Consider the following 15,258-nt stretch of genomic DNA (forward strand, 5'->3'; position numbering starts at 1 on the left):
CTACGCCGATGATAGTGCGGATTCCCGTGTGAAAGTAGGTAATCGTCAGGCTCCCTAAGCCAGAAACCCCCGCCCGAAAGGCGGGGGTTTTTGCATTGGCGCGGCGGAAATACGCGGTGCAGGCGGAAAGTGTCACCCAGCCTATCGGCGTTAGCACTCCACCGCCGCAATCAATTGCAGTGCCGGACCGTCAATTTAGCCCTCCGCTGTTCTCGAGCACTCCGTGGTTGTGCCCTCCAGAATCTCCCTGCACCTCCACCAACCGTACCATCCGTCTTCGGGATCGATTCCGTCGGTGCTGCACATCCGGCGACGGTGTTGTGATGGCCGGTGATGAGCGATGTTGATCAACGATGATCAATAAACATCGCTTTCTGACGCAAAATCCCCCTTGTCTTGTCGCATCTTCGATGCGCCGCGTCCCGGGCATCACGCAGCGAACGCAGTGCGAAATCGCATAAAAATCTATGCGCATAAAGTTCATTCGCGCGACATGCTCGGCAGAGCAGGGAGTCAGTCCTTCGGAGTAATATCGCCGTTCGTCCCGATCTCACGGTGCTTGGTTGCATCCGCCGGCGGTCGGTGTCCTTTGCATTCCGTCTCCTGCATCGTTCATGACTGACAGCCCCGCTCAAGGTGGTCGGACGACCGACTTCTTGCCCTATCTCGTCGCCGCGACGTTCTTCATGGAGTATCTCGACACGACCGTCATCGCGACCGCGCTGCCGCAAATGGCCAGTTCGTTCGGCGTTGGGCCGAACGCACTGAGCCTCGGGATGACGGCCTACATGTTGGCGCTGGCGGTGTTCATTCCGATCAGCGGCTGGATCGCGGATCGCTATGGCTCGCGGACGGTCTTCGCGAGCGCGATCGTCGTCTTTACCGGCGCGTCGGTGCTGTGCGGGCTATCCGAAGGTGTGATGTCGTTCACGGCTGCCCGGCTGCTACAGGGCGTCGGCGGGGCGATGATGGTGCCGGTCGGGCGAATGATCGTCGTGCGGAGTACCGAGAAGGCGAGGCTGATGCGCGCGATCGCGACGATCACGTGGCCGGGCATCGTCGCGCCCGTCGTCGGGCCGCCGGTCGGCGGCTTCATCACGACCTATGCATCGTGGCGATGGATCTTCCTGTTGAACGTCCCGTTCGGCATCGCTGCGCTCGTTTGTACCTGCCTGATCGTCCGGAACACGCGGGCCGACGAGCAACGGCCGCTCGACTGGGTCGGTTTCGTGCTGGCCGGCGGCGCATTGACCTGCCTGCTGATCGGCACCGAAGCAGCCGGCCAGCAGGATGTCGACTTCACGCGCGCGGGTGTCCTGGTGGGGGCAAGCGTGCTGTTCGGCATCGCCGCATGGCTGCATGCGCGACGCTGCGCGCATCCGCTGCTCGATTTCACGACGCTGAAAGTGCCGACGTTCTCCGTGACGGTGATCACCGGCTCGATCACGCGGATGGCGATCAACGCCGTCCCGTACCTGATGCCGTTGCTGTTCCAGATCGGCTTCGGGCTGTCGCCGTTCCAGTCGGGGCTGTTGTTGCTCGCCAGCGCGCTCGGCAATCTCGGGATGAAGGCAGGCACATCGTGGATCCTCGACCGTTACGGCTTTCGGCGCGTTGCGCTCGTCGACGTGACGATCGTCGGCATCGTCACGATCGCATGCGGCTGGCTGACCGCGTCGACACCGCTGGCGATCACGTTGCTCGTCGTATTCGTCTACGGGCTCACGCGGTCGATGCAGTTCACGACGCTCGCGACGCTGGCTTATGCGGATATCCCGGCTCAGCAGACGAGCGCGGCGAGCACGCTGTGGAGCGCCGCGCAGCAGATGACGATCGGGATGGGGATCGCGTTCGGTGCATTGTCGCTGCGGCTCGCGGCATGGGGGCGCGGCGATGCGGCCGGCATGCACTACGTGCTCGACGATTTCCGCTGGGCGTTCGTCGCGGCGGGCGTGCTCGCACTGCTGACGTTGCCGGGCTACGCCCGGCTGGCTTCCGATGCCGGCGATCGGCTGCGGGCCAACATGGCGCGCGGCTAGGCCGGACTGCAAATCGTATTGGCGGGGAGGCAGGTGAGGGCGCGTGTTTTTCGGCGTTCACCGGTAGTGCTGATGCGTTGCAGCCGTGCTTGCCTGACGGTCAGCGCAACCGGCCTTCCGTCCCTCGGCCGAGTCGGCCTTCCGGCCAGCCATGCTTGGTCGGTCGTTTTCCGAACGACGGCGTGCGGTGCGGGGACGACCATGAATGCGATGCGCAATGAGCGGCGCGGCAGCAGCGCAGCTGTTTCGATTCCCGTTACTGCGCGTCATGGAAGATGATGCCGACCGTGTGGCGGTGGCCGCTTCGAATCCGGCTGACGCCATGACGCAGGTTGACGCGATAGACGCCACGGGTTCCCTGCACAGGCCGGCCGTGTACCGCGAAGATCACTGCATCACCTTGCGTCAGCGGCACCACTTCCGCACGCGACTGCATGCGGGGTCGCTGTTCCGTCAACACGAACTCCCCGCCACTGAAATCGCGGCCCGGCGCCGACAGCAGGATCGCGACCTGCAGCGGAAACACGTGCTCGCCGTACAGGTCCTGGTGGAGGCAGTTGTAGTCGTCGGCGCCGTATTGCAGGATCAGCGGCGTCGGTCGCATCTGTCCCGCCGCGTGGCAGCGATCGAGGAATGTCGCATGGTCTTTCGGATAACGGACGTCGATGCCGAGCGCCTGGTTCCAGCGATTCGCGACCGGCACGAGATGCGGGTAGATCGTCGCGCGCAGTTCGGCGATGACCGCTGGCAGCGGATACGCGAAATACTTGTACTCGCCGCGGCCAAAGCCGTGCCGCGCCATCACGACACGTGAACGATAGAGCGCATCGCGCGGATAGAGCGACGCGAGTGCATCGCACGCGCTTGCCGACATCAGGCCCGGCACGCACGCGCATCCGTAGCGATCGAGCTCGGCCTCGATGCTCGGCCAGTCGAGGGTGCCGACGCGTTGTGCGATGTCCAGCGGTTCGACGGCAGGTTGCAGATCGGCAATGTTCACGGGCGTACCTCGAGGCATCGGCAGTGTGGCGCCGTGCGATCGCGCACGGTCGAATTCACGGAAGTTGACGAACCCAGTCTAGCGGCGTCCGTGTGCCGGTACGCTCCAGATCTTGCGCTTTAATTCGGACGGGAAAACGTTGTAGGCGCGGCATCGACACACTAAATGCGGCGACGTGCCGGAGCGGAGAGACGGAGAGACGGAGAGACGGAGAGACGGAGAGACGGAGAGACGGAGAGACGGAGAGACGGAGAGACGGAGAGACCCTGCCTGCCGCGGCGGATGGCCGGCTATCGCCCGCCACCCGCCGTGTCGCCGATCAAGCCAGCGACCTGAACAACCAGTAAAGCCCTGCCGCCAGCGCGATCGACGCCGGCAGCGTCAGCACCCACGCGAGGACGAGGCTGCGCACGGTGCTCCATTGCAGCCCGGAGCCGTTCGCCGCCATCGTGCCCGCGACGCCCGACGACAGCACGTGTGTCGTCGACACGGGCAGCCCGTACATGTCGGCGGCGCCGATCGTCAGCATCGCGACGAGTTCGGCCGATGCACCCTGTCCGTACGTCAAATGCTGCTTGCCGATTTTTTCGCCGACGGTCACGACGATCCGCTTCCAGCCGACCATCGTGCCGAGACCCAGCGCGATCGCGACGGCAACCTTCACCCACGTCGGAATGAACTTGGTCGCGTGGTCGAGCTGCTTGCGATAGTTGTCGATCGCGAGCTTGTCGTCGGTGGCGAATGCGGGCTGGCCCGACTTCTCGATCAGGCGAATGGCTTCGGATACCAGATACATCGTGTTGCGCACGTTGTCGACGTCGCGCTGCGGCACGGCCGCCATCGAGCCCGACGCGCCGACGGCGGTCGCGAGCGACGTGGACAACTGCGCCACGGCCGGCAGCACGGCGGGCGTCAGTTCGCGATGCTGCACGTAGTGTTCGACATCGGCGCGCGGATTCGAGGAGGGCGCGACGCCGTTCGTGTACTTCCCGAACGTCGCAGCCGCCTGGTTCGCGACCGCCACGAAGGTCTGCGATTCAGCGGGCGTGACGGCCTTGTTCAGCGCATACGCGGTCGGCACCGTGCCGATCAGGATCAGCATGATGAGGCCCATCCCTTTCTGTCCGTCGTTCGACCCGTGTGCGAACGACACGCCGGTGCAGGTGAGGATCAGCAGGCAGCGAATCCAGAACGGCGGCGGCTGGTCCTTCGGCGGCTCCTTGTACAGCTCGGGAATCCGCACGACAGCCTTCAGCACGAGCAGCAACAGCGACGCACACAGGAAGCCGACGATGGGCGAGAGCAGCAGCGACTTGCCGACGCCGAGCGCCTGGCCCCAGTCGACGCCGCTCGTGCCGGACGGCCCGTGCATCAACTGGTTCATCAGCCCGACACCGATGATCGACCCGATCAGCGTATGCGAGCTCGACGACGGCAACCCGAAATACCAGGTCGCGAGGTTCCAGACGATCGCGGCGATCAGCAGCGCGAACACCATCGCGAAGCCCGAGCCGCTGCCGACCTGCAGGATCAGCTCGACCGGCAGCAACTGCAGGATGCCGAACGCGACGGCTCCACTCGAGACCATCACGCCGAGGAAGTTCCACATGCCCGACCAGATCACCGCGACGTTCGGCGTGAGCGAGTGCGTATAGATCACGGTCGCGACCGCATTCGCGGTGTCGTGGAAGCCGTTGACGAACTCGAAGCCGAGAGCGATCAGCAGTGCTGCGCCGAGCAGCAGGTACGGGAACATCGACCCTTCGCGGACCGGCGACAGATCGTCGACCAGGTGCGTGGCGATATAGGCGGCGCCAAGCACGAGCACCAACAGGAAGACGGTATAGCCGATCTGCCGGGTGCGCGCGACGGAGGCCGAATTGTTCGGGGCGGACGAAGCAGGTTGATTCATGACGACATCTCGTAAGGGAGCCTCGTCCGATCCTAGCTGCGGCTAGCAGTCAGTTTGATGACAGTCGGGATGCCGAACGGAATGTCTTACGGGATGTAAGGCGAGCGGCGGCATGCGAAGCGTCGGGGGCGCATCGTCCGCTCACATAGTGAACACGACAGCGGCTTACGCGCCGGTGTCGCGCGAGTCATCGTCCGTCGCGGCCAGGGTCCAGCCGGCCGGCGACGCGACGAACGTCGTGCACGACAGCGGCGCGACGTGGAGGCGTGTGGCTGCCCCGGTACCCATCCGCAGCACATGCGCGATGGCCGCGCGGACGATCGGCGCATGCGTGATCGCGACGACGTCGCGATCGGGCGGCAGTGCGCTCAACCATGTGCCGACCCGACGCGCGGCACCGTCGAACGATTCGCCGCGATGCGGCGACGCGGACGGTGTGCCGATCCACGCCGCCAGTTCGTCGGGCAGGTCGCGCGCGAGATCGTGCAGCCGCTTGCCGCGCCAATTGCCGTAATCGATGTCGCGCAGCGCATCGTCGATATCGGCGTGCAGTCCGAGTGCGTCGGCGGTCTGCCTCGCGCACCGCGCCGGGCTGCACAGCACGAGCGAGCCGGCACCGACCGTCCAGCGGCCGCGCAGCGCAGCGGCTTCGGCCAGCCCGTGCGCGTCGAGCGGATCGTCGTCGGGAAACGTGCCGGTGCGCATTGCGCGGGTCGATGCGTGTGCGATCAGGCGCAGCGAGGCATGCATGTTCATGTCGGTTGTCGGGCGATCGGGAGCGGTGCGCACTTGCCGTGTGTCATCGCTTCAATACGCGAACGTTCGCGCGTACAATTCGCCCGATACGAAGCGCGGAAGCCGGTGCAATTCCGGCGCGGTCGCGCCACTGTAACCGGGGAATCGACGATCCCGGAAGCCAGACCTGCCTTCGTACCCATCCATCATTTGTCGGGGCGCGATTCCCCTGAGGTGCATCCATGAGCGAAGCAGTGCTGAAGCCGGCGGTCGTGCCGGCGCCCATTCCCGTGCGTGAACTGTTGCCGTGGGCCGTGTTCGTCGGCCTGATCCTGCTGCTCGCACTCTATTTCGTCGGCGCGGAACAGGGCGCGACGTCGCTCGTGCCGGGCATGTACGTCCACGAATTCGTCCACGACGGCCGCCATCTGCTCGGCTTTCCCTGCCACTGACGCGGAGTAACAAGATGGTCGGAAAGCTGCTCATGCGCGGGATGCTCGCAGGCATCGCCGCGGGGCTTCTCACGTTCGGGTTCGCGAAAATGGTCGGCGAACCGCAAGTCGATCAGGCGATCTCCTTAGAGGAAAAAACCGCCGCCGCCCAGGGCGAGGCGCCGGAACCCGAGCTGGTCAGTCGCCACACGCAGGCCGGCCTCGGGTTGCTGACGGGTGTTGTGACCTACGGCGCGGCATTCGGCGGGCTGTTCTCGCTGGTCTTCGCGTATGCATACGGACGAGGCAGTCGCCTGCCGGCACGGCCGCTGGCCGCGTGGCTCGCGCTGGCGGCGTTCGTCGCGCTCGTGATCGTGCCGAACCTCAAGTACCCGGCCAATCCGCCGTCGGTCGGCGACCCCGACACGATCGGCTATCGCACCGGTCTGTTCTTCCTGATGATCGCGATCTCGGTCGCGACGATGGTGTTCTCGGTCGGCGTGCGTCGCCATCTGCTGGCGAAGCTTGGCCAATGGAACGCGTCGATCGTCGCGGGGCTCGTGTTCGTCGCGATCATCGCGGCCGTGCAGATCGGGCTGCCGTCGGTCAGCGAACTGCCGGCCGATTTCCCGGCGGCCTTGCTGTGGAAATTCCGCGTGGCGGCCATCGGCATGCAGGTGATCATGTGGACGACGATCGGCCTGCTGTTCGGCGCGTGGGTCGAGCGCGGCGAACGCGCGGGCATGCGCGCCGCCTGACGCGCGAGACCAACGGGTGCGCCTAGCGCAGCATGCGCGGCGCGCTCCCCGTCGATTCGCGCGCGAGCGCGACGAACGCGGCCAGATAGTCGATCGATGCGTCCGCTTCGCGGATGCCGAGGAAGATCTGCTTCGCGATGCCCTGCTTGCCGAGCTTGACCGGCACGACCGGCATCCGGTCCGCGTACTCGTCGGCGAGCCACCGCGGCAGCGCGGCCACGCCGCGCCCGCTCGCGACCATCTGCAACATGATGTCGGTGGTCTCGATCGACTTGTGTCGCCTCGGCACGATGCCGGCCGGCGTCAGAAACTGGTTGTAGATGTCGAGCCGGTCGGTTTCGACCGGGTACGTGATCAGGATCTCGTCGGTCAGTTGCTCGGGGCTCACGTAGTCGACATTCGCGAACCGGTGCGAATCCGCGACCACCAGCACCTGTTCGTAGTCGAACACGGGATCGAAGCGCAGCCCCGGCTTGTTCAGCGGATCGGGCGTCACGAGCACGTCGATGTCGTAACCGAACAGCGCGCCGATGCCGCCGAACTGGAAGCGCTGCTTCACGTCCACGTCGACGTCGGGCCAGCACGACAGGTACGGCGAGACGACCTTCAGCAGCCACTGGTAGCACGGGTGGCACTCCATCCCGATGCGCAGCGTGCCGCGCTCGCCCTTCGCGTACTGCTTCATCCGTTCCTCGGCAAGCTCGAACTGCGGCAGCAGCCGGTTTGCCAGCTTCAGCAGATACTGCCCGCCCTGTGTGAGCCGCAGGCCGCGGCCTTCCCGGTCCCAGATCGGCGTGCCGAGCTGCTGCTCGATTTTCCTGACGGTATGGCTGAGCGCCGATTGCGTGAGGTGCAGCGCATTGGCCGCCGCGGTCAGCGAGCCCTGGCGCTCGACTTCGCGAATGACGACGAGATGGAATCGTTCCAGCATGGATCGCGCTCATGCAGCAAATACATGAAGAATATTAATGGATGAATGAAATAATGCCATTTTATTTCATGGTTTGAAATCCCTATGATGGCTGCCGGATCTTCACCTTTTCTCTGGACGGCAGCTTCATGGTCACGACACACAACCTCGGTTTTCCGCGCATCGGCGCGAAGCGCGAACTCAAGTTCGGTCTCGAACGCTACTGGAACGGCGAATCGTCGCGCGACGAACTGACGGCGCTCGGCGCCGAGCTGCGCCGGCGTCACTGGCACGACCAGCGCGATCTCGACCTCGCGCCGATCGGCGACTTCGCGTTCTACGACCACGTGCTCGACATGAGCTTCACGCTCGGCAACTTGCCGAAACGCGTGCAGGATTTCCACGGCGATGCGCTCGACAACTATTTCCGCGTCGCGCGCGGCCGTTCGGCGCAGTCGGCGCAGGAGCACGCCGCGTGCTGCGGCGGTGTCGCGGCCGGCGAAATGACGAAGTGGTTCGACACGAACTACCACTACATCGTGCCGGAGTTCCATGCGGACACGAACTTCTCGCTCGATCCGTCGCGTCTGCTGCAGCAACTGGCCGAAGCGAACGCGCAGGGCGTGCACGCGAAGCCGGTGATTCTCGGCCCGGTCACGTACCTGTGGCTCGGCAAGGCGAAGGACGATTCCGATCGTCTCGCGCTATTGCCGAAGCTGCTGCCGGTGTACGGTGCGCTGATCGACACGCTGACCGCGCAGGGCGTCGAATGGGTGCAGATCGACGAGCCGATTCTCGTCACCGAGCTCGATGCCGAATGGCGCCGCGCGTTCCGTACCGCATACGCGGCGCTGGAAACTCGCCGCATCAAGCTGCTGCTCGCCACGTACTTCGGGCAGCTTCAGGACAACCTGACGCTCGCGGCGTCGCTGCCGGTCGACGGCTTGCATATCGACGCGATCAACGCACGCGACGAAGTCGACGCGCTGGTGCGTGAACTGCCGGCCGATCGCGTGCTGTCGGTCGGCGCGATCAACGGCCGCAACATCTGGAAGACGGATCTGAACGCGACGCTCGACTGGCTCGAGCCGCTCGCGAAGCAACTGGGCGACCGGCTGTGGCTCGCGCCGTCGTGCTCGCTGCTGCACGTGCCGGTCGATCTCGCGAGCGAGGAGAAGCTCGACGCGGAAATCCGTTCGTGGCTCGCGTTCGCGCTGCAGAAGCTCGACGAGCTGAAGGTGCTCGCGACCGCGCTGAACGAAGGTCGCGACAAGGTGGCCGCCGCGCTCGCCGCGAATGCCGCCGCGATCGATTCGCGCCGCCGCTCGCCGCGCGTGAACAACCCGGCGGTGAAGGCCGCGATCGCCCGCATCGACGCGCAGCTCGGCAACCGCGCGAGCCCCTATACGCAGCGTGCGTCGAAGCAGTCGGCGCGCCTGAACCTGCCGGCGTTCCCGACGACGACGATCGGCTCGTTTCCGCAGACCGCCGACATTCGCCAGGCGCGCAGCCGGTTCAAGGCCGGCGCGCTGGACGAAGCCGGCTATCGCGCGGCGATGCGGGCCGAGATCGAGCGCAGTGTCCGCGAACAGGAATCGCTCGAACTCGACGTGCTCGTGCATGGCGAAGCCGAGCGCAACGACATGGTCGAATACTTCGGCGAACAACTCGACGGCTACGCGTTCAGCCAGTTCGGCTGGGTGCAGTCGTACGGTTCGCGCTGCGTGAAGCCGCCGATCCTGTTCGGCGACATCAGCCGCCCGAAGGCGATGACGGTCGAATGGATCGCCTATGCGCAGTCGCTGACGGACAAGCCGATGAAGGGCATGCTCACCGGCCCCGTGACGATCCTGAACTGGTCGTTCGTGCGCGACGACCAGCCGCGCTCGGTATCGTGCTACCAGCTCGCGCTGGCGATCCGCGATGAAGTGCTCGATCTCGAGAAGGCCGGCGTGCGCGTGATCCAGATCGACGAAGCGGCGCTGCGCGAAGGGCTGCCGCTGCGCCGCGCGCAATGGAGCGAATACCTGCAGTGGGCGGTCGAGTCGTTCCGCATCGCCGCGAACGGCGTGCAGGACGATACGCAGATCCACACGCACATGTGCTATTCGGAGTTCAACGACATCATCGCGTCGATCGCCGACATGGACGCGGACGTGATCACGATCGAGACGTCGCGCTCGGACATGGAGCTGCTCGATGCGTTCGACGACTTCAAGTACCCGAACGAAATCGGGCCGGGCGTGTACGACATCCATTCGCCGAACATCCCGACGCAGGATCACATCGTCGGGCTGATGAGGAAGGCGGCCGAGCGGATTCCGGCGGAACGCCTGTGGGTGAACCCGGATTGCGGGCTGAAGACGCGCCAATGGTCGGAAGTGATTCCGGCGCTGACGAACATGGTCGCCGCCGCGAAGACGCTGCGCAACCAGATGCGTTAACCACGCAGCGAGCGCTGGGCGGCGCCGTCGCGATCGACGGTCGGAAGGCAAAAAATCGGCCCGCGGAAGAAGCGGGCCGATTTTCGTCATGCATGCAGTTGCGCACTGCGTCGCGCTACGCGGCGCGCGTGCCGCGCGGCAGCGCGTCGTTCGTCTTGCCGGGCGCACCCGCATCGTCGATGCCGACGCGGCGTGCGATCAGCCACACGCACAGCGACGACAGTGCGGCGGCGCTCGTGTACTGGATCGCGAGCGGCCACCATTGCGGGGCCGCGTTCTGCGCGATCAGCGTCGCGACGAGCGGCGTGAGGCCGCCGGCGAGCGCGCCGCACACCTGATAGGCGATCGAGATCGCCGTATAGCGGATCCGCGCGACGAAGATGCCGCTGACGAAGCCCGCCACCACCGAGTAGTAGCCCGATTCCGCGAGCGTCGCGAGGCCGACGCCGACCGTGATCGACACCGGCGTGCCCAGGTGCACGAGCGGCAGCATCACGAACGGGACGATCATCGCCCAGGCGCCGGCGATCAGCAGCACGCGCGTGGTGCCGAAGCGCTGCGCGAGGAACGCGGCCGCAAGCTGTACGACGAACTGCAGCACCGCGACGATCGTCATGCAATGCAGCACCATCGACCGGTCGAGCGACAGGAACTGCGTCGCATAGCTGATCATGAAGATGTTGCTGAAATACACGCCGGCGATCCCGTACACGTTCGCGCCGATCGCGAGCAGCAGCAGCGGCCAGTACTTGAGCGCTTCGCGCAGCGGTTTTTGCGCGATGTTGCCGCTCTGCTTCACTTCCTCGAACTCGGGCGACTCCGACACGCTCGCACGGATCACGAAGCCGACGATCAGGAGCACCGAGCTCGCGAGGAACGGCACGCGCCAGCCCCAGCTCATCATGTCGTCCTTCGACAGCGTGCTGATCGCGCCGAACGCGAGCATCGACAGGATCAGGCCGCTCGCGCTGCCGAGCTGCGCGAACGACGCGAAGAACGTGCGCTTGCCTTCGGGCGCATGCTCGCCGGCCAGCAGCACCGCGCCGCCCCATTCGCCGCCGACTGCGATGCCTTGCAGCACGCGCATCAGCACGAGCAGGATCGGGGCGATCACGCCGGCTTGCGCATGGGTCGGCAGCAGGCCGATCGCGACCGTCGACACGGCCATCAGCATCAGCGTCGCGAGCAGCGAACGCTTGCGGCCGAAGCGGTCGCCGAGGTAGCCGAACATCACGCCGCCAAGTGGCCGCGCGAAGAAGCCGACCGCGAACGAGCCGAACGACGCGAGCAGGCTGATGAAGCGGTTTTCGCCGGGAAAGAACAGCGGCCCGAACACGATGGCGGCGGCGGTCGCGTAACTATAGAAGTCGTACCACTCGATCGTGGTGCCGACGAACGAAGCGAGCGCCGCCCGCTTCGGTTGCTTGACGGAAGTCCCCATCTCGATGTGTGCTCCTCTGGAATCTTCTGATTTGGAATGGTGGCGGCGCGAGGATCAGTCGCGGTACGCGACGCCCGGCAGCACGCACAGCAGCTCGTACGCGAGGTTCGCGCCGAGCAGGGCCGTGGTGCCGAACGGGTCGTACGGCGGCGCGACTTCGACGAGATCGCACCCGACGATGTTCAGCCCCTTCGCGCCGCGGATGATCTCGAGCGCCTGCGGCACCGTGAGGCCCGCGATTTCCGGCGTACCGGTGCCCGGCGCGTAGGCCGGATCGATGCCGTCGATGTCGAAGCTGATGTAGACGGGCGTATCGCCGATGCGTGCGCGCACTTCCTCCATCAGCGGCGCGAGCGACTTGTTCCAGCATTCCTCGGCCTGGACGACACGGAAGCCCTGCTCGCGGCACCAGTCGAAATCCTCGGCCGCGTAGCCGGTGCCGCGCAGGCCGATCTGCGTGACCTTGTCGCCGTGCAGCAGGCCTTCCTCGACCGCGCGGCGGAACGGCGTGCCGTGCGCGATCTTTTCGCCCATCATCGTGTCGTTCACGTCGGCGTGTGCATCGACGTGGATCAATGCAACCTTGCCGTGCTTGCGGTGGATCGCGCGCAGGATCGGCAGCGCGATCGTATGGTCGCCGCCGAGCGTGATCGGCTTGCAGTCGTGCTCGAGAATCGCGTCGTACGCGGCCTCGATGCGGGCGATCGAATCGTGCAGGTTGTACGGATTGATCGCGACGTCGCCGATGTCGGCGATCTGCAGCGAATCGAAGGGGGCGGCGCGCGTGGCCATGTTGTACGGGCGCAGCAGCACGGATTCGGTGCGGATCTGGCGCGGGCCGAAGCGCGCGCCCGTGCGGTTGGACGTGCCGAGATCGAACGGCACGCCGACGAAACACGCGTCGAGGCCTTCGGCGCTCGCCACGTGCGGCAGGCGCATCATCGTCGCGATGCCGCCGCAGCGCGGCATTTCATTGCCGCCGAGCGGCTGGAAATGGGTGTGGTCGTTCATGGGGTGTCTCTTTCGGGGTGGGGTTGCCGTATCATGCGACGCGGTCTGGCGCACAGTTTTACGCGCTCCGTCGGGAAAGAAGAATGCGAAGATATCGACGTAAACATCGATCGTCGTCGATGTATGGAAGGGGATGAACGTGCTGGGGAATCTGTCGACCCTCGATCTGCGGTTGATCCGCGTGTTTCTCGCGGTCACGGACGCGGGCGGCGTGTCGGCCGCGCAGGCCGTGCTGAACGTCGGCCAGTCGACGATCAGCGCGCAGTTGTCGTCGCTGGAGACGCGGCTCGGCTATCGGCTCTGCGAACGCGGCCGCAGCGGCTTCCGGCTCACGCCGAAGGGCGAGCGGTTCCACGCGATGAGCCGCAAGCTGCTGGCGGCGCTCGACGAATTCGGGATGGCCGCGCGGCATATGGACCGCCAGTTGGTCGGCACGCTGAACATCGGCCTGATCGGCCATACGCCGGTGAGCCAGAATGCGCGGATCGCCGAGGCGATCGCCGCGTTCCGTACCCGCGACGAGGCCGTGCGCTTTTCGATTTCGGTGCGCGCGCCCGGCGATCTCGAGGAGAAGCTGCTGAGCGACGAGATCCAGATTGCGGTCGGCTACTTCTGGCATCGCGTGCCGTCGCTTCATTACACGCCGCTGTTCGTCGAGCGTCAGGTCGCGTATTGCGGCCGCGGCCATCCGCTGTTCGACGGCGCGGGCGCGCTGACGCCGGCCGACGTCGCCGGTTTCGAATGGGCGTGGCGCTCGTATCCGCTGCCCGAGGCGCAACTGTCGACGACGCCCGATCGCGTGACCGCGACCGCCGACAACATGGAGGCCGTCGCGCTGCTGATCCTGTCCGGCCACCATCTGGGTTACCTGCCGCAGCATTTCGCGGCGCCTTACGTCGCGCAGGGGCTGCTCGCACCGCTCAATCCGGAGCAACTGCGCTACGACGTGACGTTCCACATGGTCGTCGCGCGCAACGGCCGCGGGAATCCGCTCGTGGAGGCGTTTCTCGAGGATCTCGAGCGCGCGCACCAGTCATCCGACTTCGCATGACGGCGGTGCCGCCAACAGTGTGAACGAGCGTTACACCGGGGCAGGCCGCCGCTCCGGCGCGCGTCAGGGCACCGGCAACCCCGCGTCGTGCTTCACCTCGCGCAGCGACAGCGCCGACTCGATCGACGTCACGCCCGGCAGCATCCGCAGCGAATCGCGCAGGAACGTGCCGTAGTCGTCGAGGTCGCGCGCGACCACCTGCAGCAGGTAGTCGGCCGTGCCCGCGACGTTGTGGCAGGCCAGGATCCGCTCGATGCCGAGCACTTCCCGTTCGAACCGGTCGGCGACCTTGCGGTCGTGCGTCGCGAACCGCACGAGCACGAACGCGACCACGCCGAAGCCGAGCGCCTGGCGCGATAGCTGCGCGCGGTAGCGTTCGATGTAGCCGTCGGTTTCGAGGCGTTTCAGGCGACGAGCGCAAGGCGTCTCGGACAGCCCGACGGATTCGGCGAGCCGCGCGATCGGCAGGCGGCCGTCGCGTTGCACCGCAGCGAGGATCGCGCGGTCGGTTTTGTCGAGGTCGATCATATTGGCGGAATCCTTGTTTCGATCCATGGATTGTGGCGGATTCCCCTACCGATCGCCAATTATTCGCCAAAAATGGCCAGTAATCCCTCGTCCTTCAACGGCAACATATCGTCATTGGAGGACGGGGCAGACCATGATTTCCACGCATTTGCTGTTGATTTATCTTGCCGCGCTGGCGGCCATTTATGCGGTGCCGGGGCCCGACATGGCGCTCGTGCTGCAGACCAGCATCGGCCGCGGCGTGCGGCCGGGGATGGCGGCGGCGGCCGGCCTGTCGCTCGCGCGCACGGCGCACGTGACGCTGTCGGCGTGCGGCGTCGCGGCGCTGATCCGCAGCGCGCCGTGGCTGTACGAGGTGATCCGCTACGGCGGCGCGCTCTATCTCGCGTATGTCGCGATCCAGGTGTTCCGCTCGCCGGTGTTCGCGCTCGGCGACGGCGATGCGGCGGCGGGCGAACTGCGGCAGTCGTTCGTGAAGGGGCTGCTGACCAACCTGCTGAATCCGAAGGCGCTGCTGTTCTGCTCGGTGCTGCTGCCACAGTTCGTGCGGCCCGAGACCGGGCCGGTCGTCGGGCAGATGTTCGAGCTCGGCGCGTTGCTGGTGGCGGCCGGCGTGTGCTTCGACCTCGCATGCGTGTTCGGCGCGTCGCGCATCGCGGCATGGATGCGCGCGCATCCGCTGGCGCAGACGGTGCAGCGCTGGACCTTTTCCGCGGCGTTGATCGGTTTCGCACTGCGGCTGTCGATGGACTGAGCGTGGCCTTCGCTGCATGGCCGCCGCGCAGGTCGACCGACGTGGCGGCGGCCATGCGACGATCGACGCCGGCCGCGCGCGATGCCGGCCCGCGCTCGTGCGCGTTGCCGCAGAAGGGCGTGCGCGCAAATCGTCTGACTGTTCTAAACTTCCTCTAGCTTCGCGCGAACGCGCCGTCGCAAACCGACTGACCGAACGGAACCGTCTTCCGCAGGCTATGTCCGATTTCCTGGCTGTTCCGTGC

The 15,258-nt window shown here is 65.9% G+C and carries 13 protein-coding genes and 1 riboswitch; of the genes, 6 read left to right on the plus strand and 7 right to left on the minus strand.

The window, feature by feature from the left end; genetic code table 11:
* Positions 1–614 precede the first annotated feature (614 nt).
* On the plus strand, positions 615–2,039 hold the full coding sequence (locus tag WT53_RS25290; protein WP_060262165.1) for an MFS transporter: 1,425 nt from the start codon (positions 615–617) through the stop codon (positions 2,037–2,039).
* 256 nt (positions 2,040–2,295) lie between these two features.
* Here the strand turns inward: WT53_RS25290 and WT53_RS25295 are convergent, their stop codons facing one another.
* The 3 genes from WT53_RS25295 to WT53_RS25305 all read right to left on the minus strand — a co-directional run bounded on the left by WT53_RS25295 (position 2,296) and on the right by WT53_RS25305 (position 5,707).
* Positions 2,296–3,057: a 2OG-Fe(II) oxygenase gene (locus WT53_RS25295; RefSeq protein ID WP_060262168.1), complete on the minus strand. Its 762-nt coding sequence runs from the start codon at positions 3,055–3,057 to the stop codon at positions 2,296–2,298.
* A 301-nt stretch (positions 3,058–3,358) separates the two neighbouring features.
* Positions 3,359–4,951 carry an inorganic phosphate transporter gene (locus tag WT53_RS25300; protein ID WP_034204108.1) on the minus strand — a complete coding sequence of 531 codons (1,593 nt, stop codon included), beginning with the start codon at positions 4,949–4,951 and terminating at the stop codon, positions 3,359–3,361.
* Between the two features lie 165 nt (positions 4,952–5,116).
* The gene (locus WT53_RS25305; protein ID WP_060262171.1) at positions 5,117–5,707 is read right to left on the minus strand and encodes a histidine phosphatase family protein; all 591 of its coding nucleotides are present in this window, start codon (positions 5,705–5,707) and stop codon (positions 5,117–5,119) included.
* Between the two features lie 45 nt (positions 5,708–5,752).
* Positions 5,753–5,896, plus strand: a riboswitch (cobalamin riboswitch).
* A gap of 32 nt (positions 5,897–5,928) precedes the next feature.
* Here WT53_RS25305 and WT53_RS25310 point away from each other — a divergent pair.
* Together WT53_RS25310 and WT53_RS25315 are read left to right on the plus strand one after the other, a co-directional pair.
* On the plus strand, positions 5,929–6,138 hold the full coding sequence (locus tag WT53_RS25310) for a CbtB-domain containing protein (RefSeq protein ID WP_006488502.1): 210 nt from the start codon (positions 5,929–5,931) through the stop codon (positions 6,136–6,138).
* Between the two features lie 14 nt (positions 6,139–6,152).
* A complete protein-coding gene (locus WT53_RS25315) occupies positions 6,153–6,875 on the plus strand; it encodes a CbtA family protein (RefSeq protein WP_034204110.1) in 723 nt (240 codons plus the stop codon).
* 22 nt (positions 6,876–6,897) lie between these two features.
* On the opposite strand, the gene WT53_RS25320 is transcribed toward WT53_RS25315, so the two are convergent.
* Positions 6,898–7,806: a LysR family transcriptional regulator gene (locus WT53_RS25320; RefSeq protein ID WP_060262174.1), complete on the minus strand. Its 909-nt coding sequence runs from the start codon at positions 7,804–7,806 to the stop codon at positions 6,898–6,900.
* A gap of 128 nt (positions 7,807–7,934) precedes the next feature.
* On the opposite strand from WT53_RS25320, the gene metE reads away from it, so the two are divergent.
* Complete coding sequence (metE, locus tag WT53_RS25325; RefSeq protein ID WP_060262177.1) at positions 7,935–10,229, plus strand: 5-methyltetrahydropteroyltriglutamate--homocysteine S-methyltransferase; 2,295 nt, start codon at positions 7,935–7,937, stop codon at positions 10,227–10,229.
* Positions 10,230–10,344: 115 nt separating this feature from the next.
* On the opposite strand, the gene WT53_RS25330 is transcribed toward metE, so the two are convergent.
* Complete coding sequence (locus WT53_RS25330; RefSeq protein WP_060262180.1) at positions 10,345–11,670, minus strand: MFS transporter; 1,326 nt, start codon at positions 11,668–11,670, stop codon at positions 10,345–10,347.
* Between the two features lie 54 nt (positions 11,671–11,724).
* Entirely contained in the window at positions 11,725–12,681 is a 957-nt protein-coding gene (gene speB / locus WT53_RS25335) for an agmatinase (protein WP_006495120.1), read from the minus strand.
* A 133-nt stretch (positions 12,682–12,814) separates the two neighbouring features.
* Here speB and WT53_RS25340 point away from each other — a divergent pair, with 133 nt between their 5' ends.
* Positions 12,815–13,732, plus strand: coding sequence for a LysR family transcriptional regulator (locus WT53_RS25340; RefSeq protein ID WP_373558457.1), 918 nt, complete (start codon positions 12,815–12,817; stop codon positions 13,730–13,732).
* 63 nt (positions 13,733–13,795) lie between these two features.
* Here WT53_RS25340 and WT53_RS25345 read toward each other — a convergent pair whose 3' ends face one another.
* Positions 13,796–14,260: an Lrp/AsnC family transcriptional regulator gene (locus WT53_RS25345; protein ID WP_059500532.1), complete on the minus strand. Its 465-nt coding sequence runs from the start codon at positions 14,258–14,260 to the stop codon at positions 13,796–13,798.
* Positions 14,261–14,393: 133 nt separating this feature from the next.
* Here WT53_RS25345 and WT53_RS25350 point away from each other — a divergent pair, with 133 nt between their 5' ends.
* Positions 14,394–15,014 carry a LysE family translocator gene (locus WT53_RS25350; RefSeq protein WP_059823510.1) on the plus strand — a complete coding sequence of 207 codons (621 nt, stop codon included), beginning with the start codon at positions 14,394–14,396 and terminating at the stop codon, positions 15,012–15,014.
* Positions 15,015–15,258 lie beyond the last annotated feature (244 nt).

The sequence above is a fragment of the Burkholderia sp. MSMB2157WGS genome, from assembly GCF_001532755.1.
GTDB lineage: Bacteria > Pseudomonadota > Gammaproteobacteria > Burkholderiales > Burkholderiaceae > Burkholderia.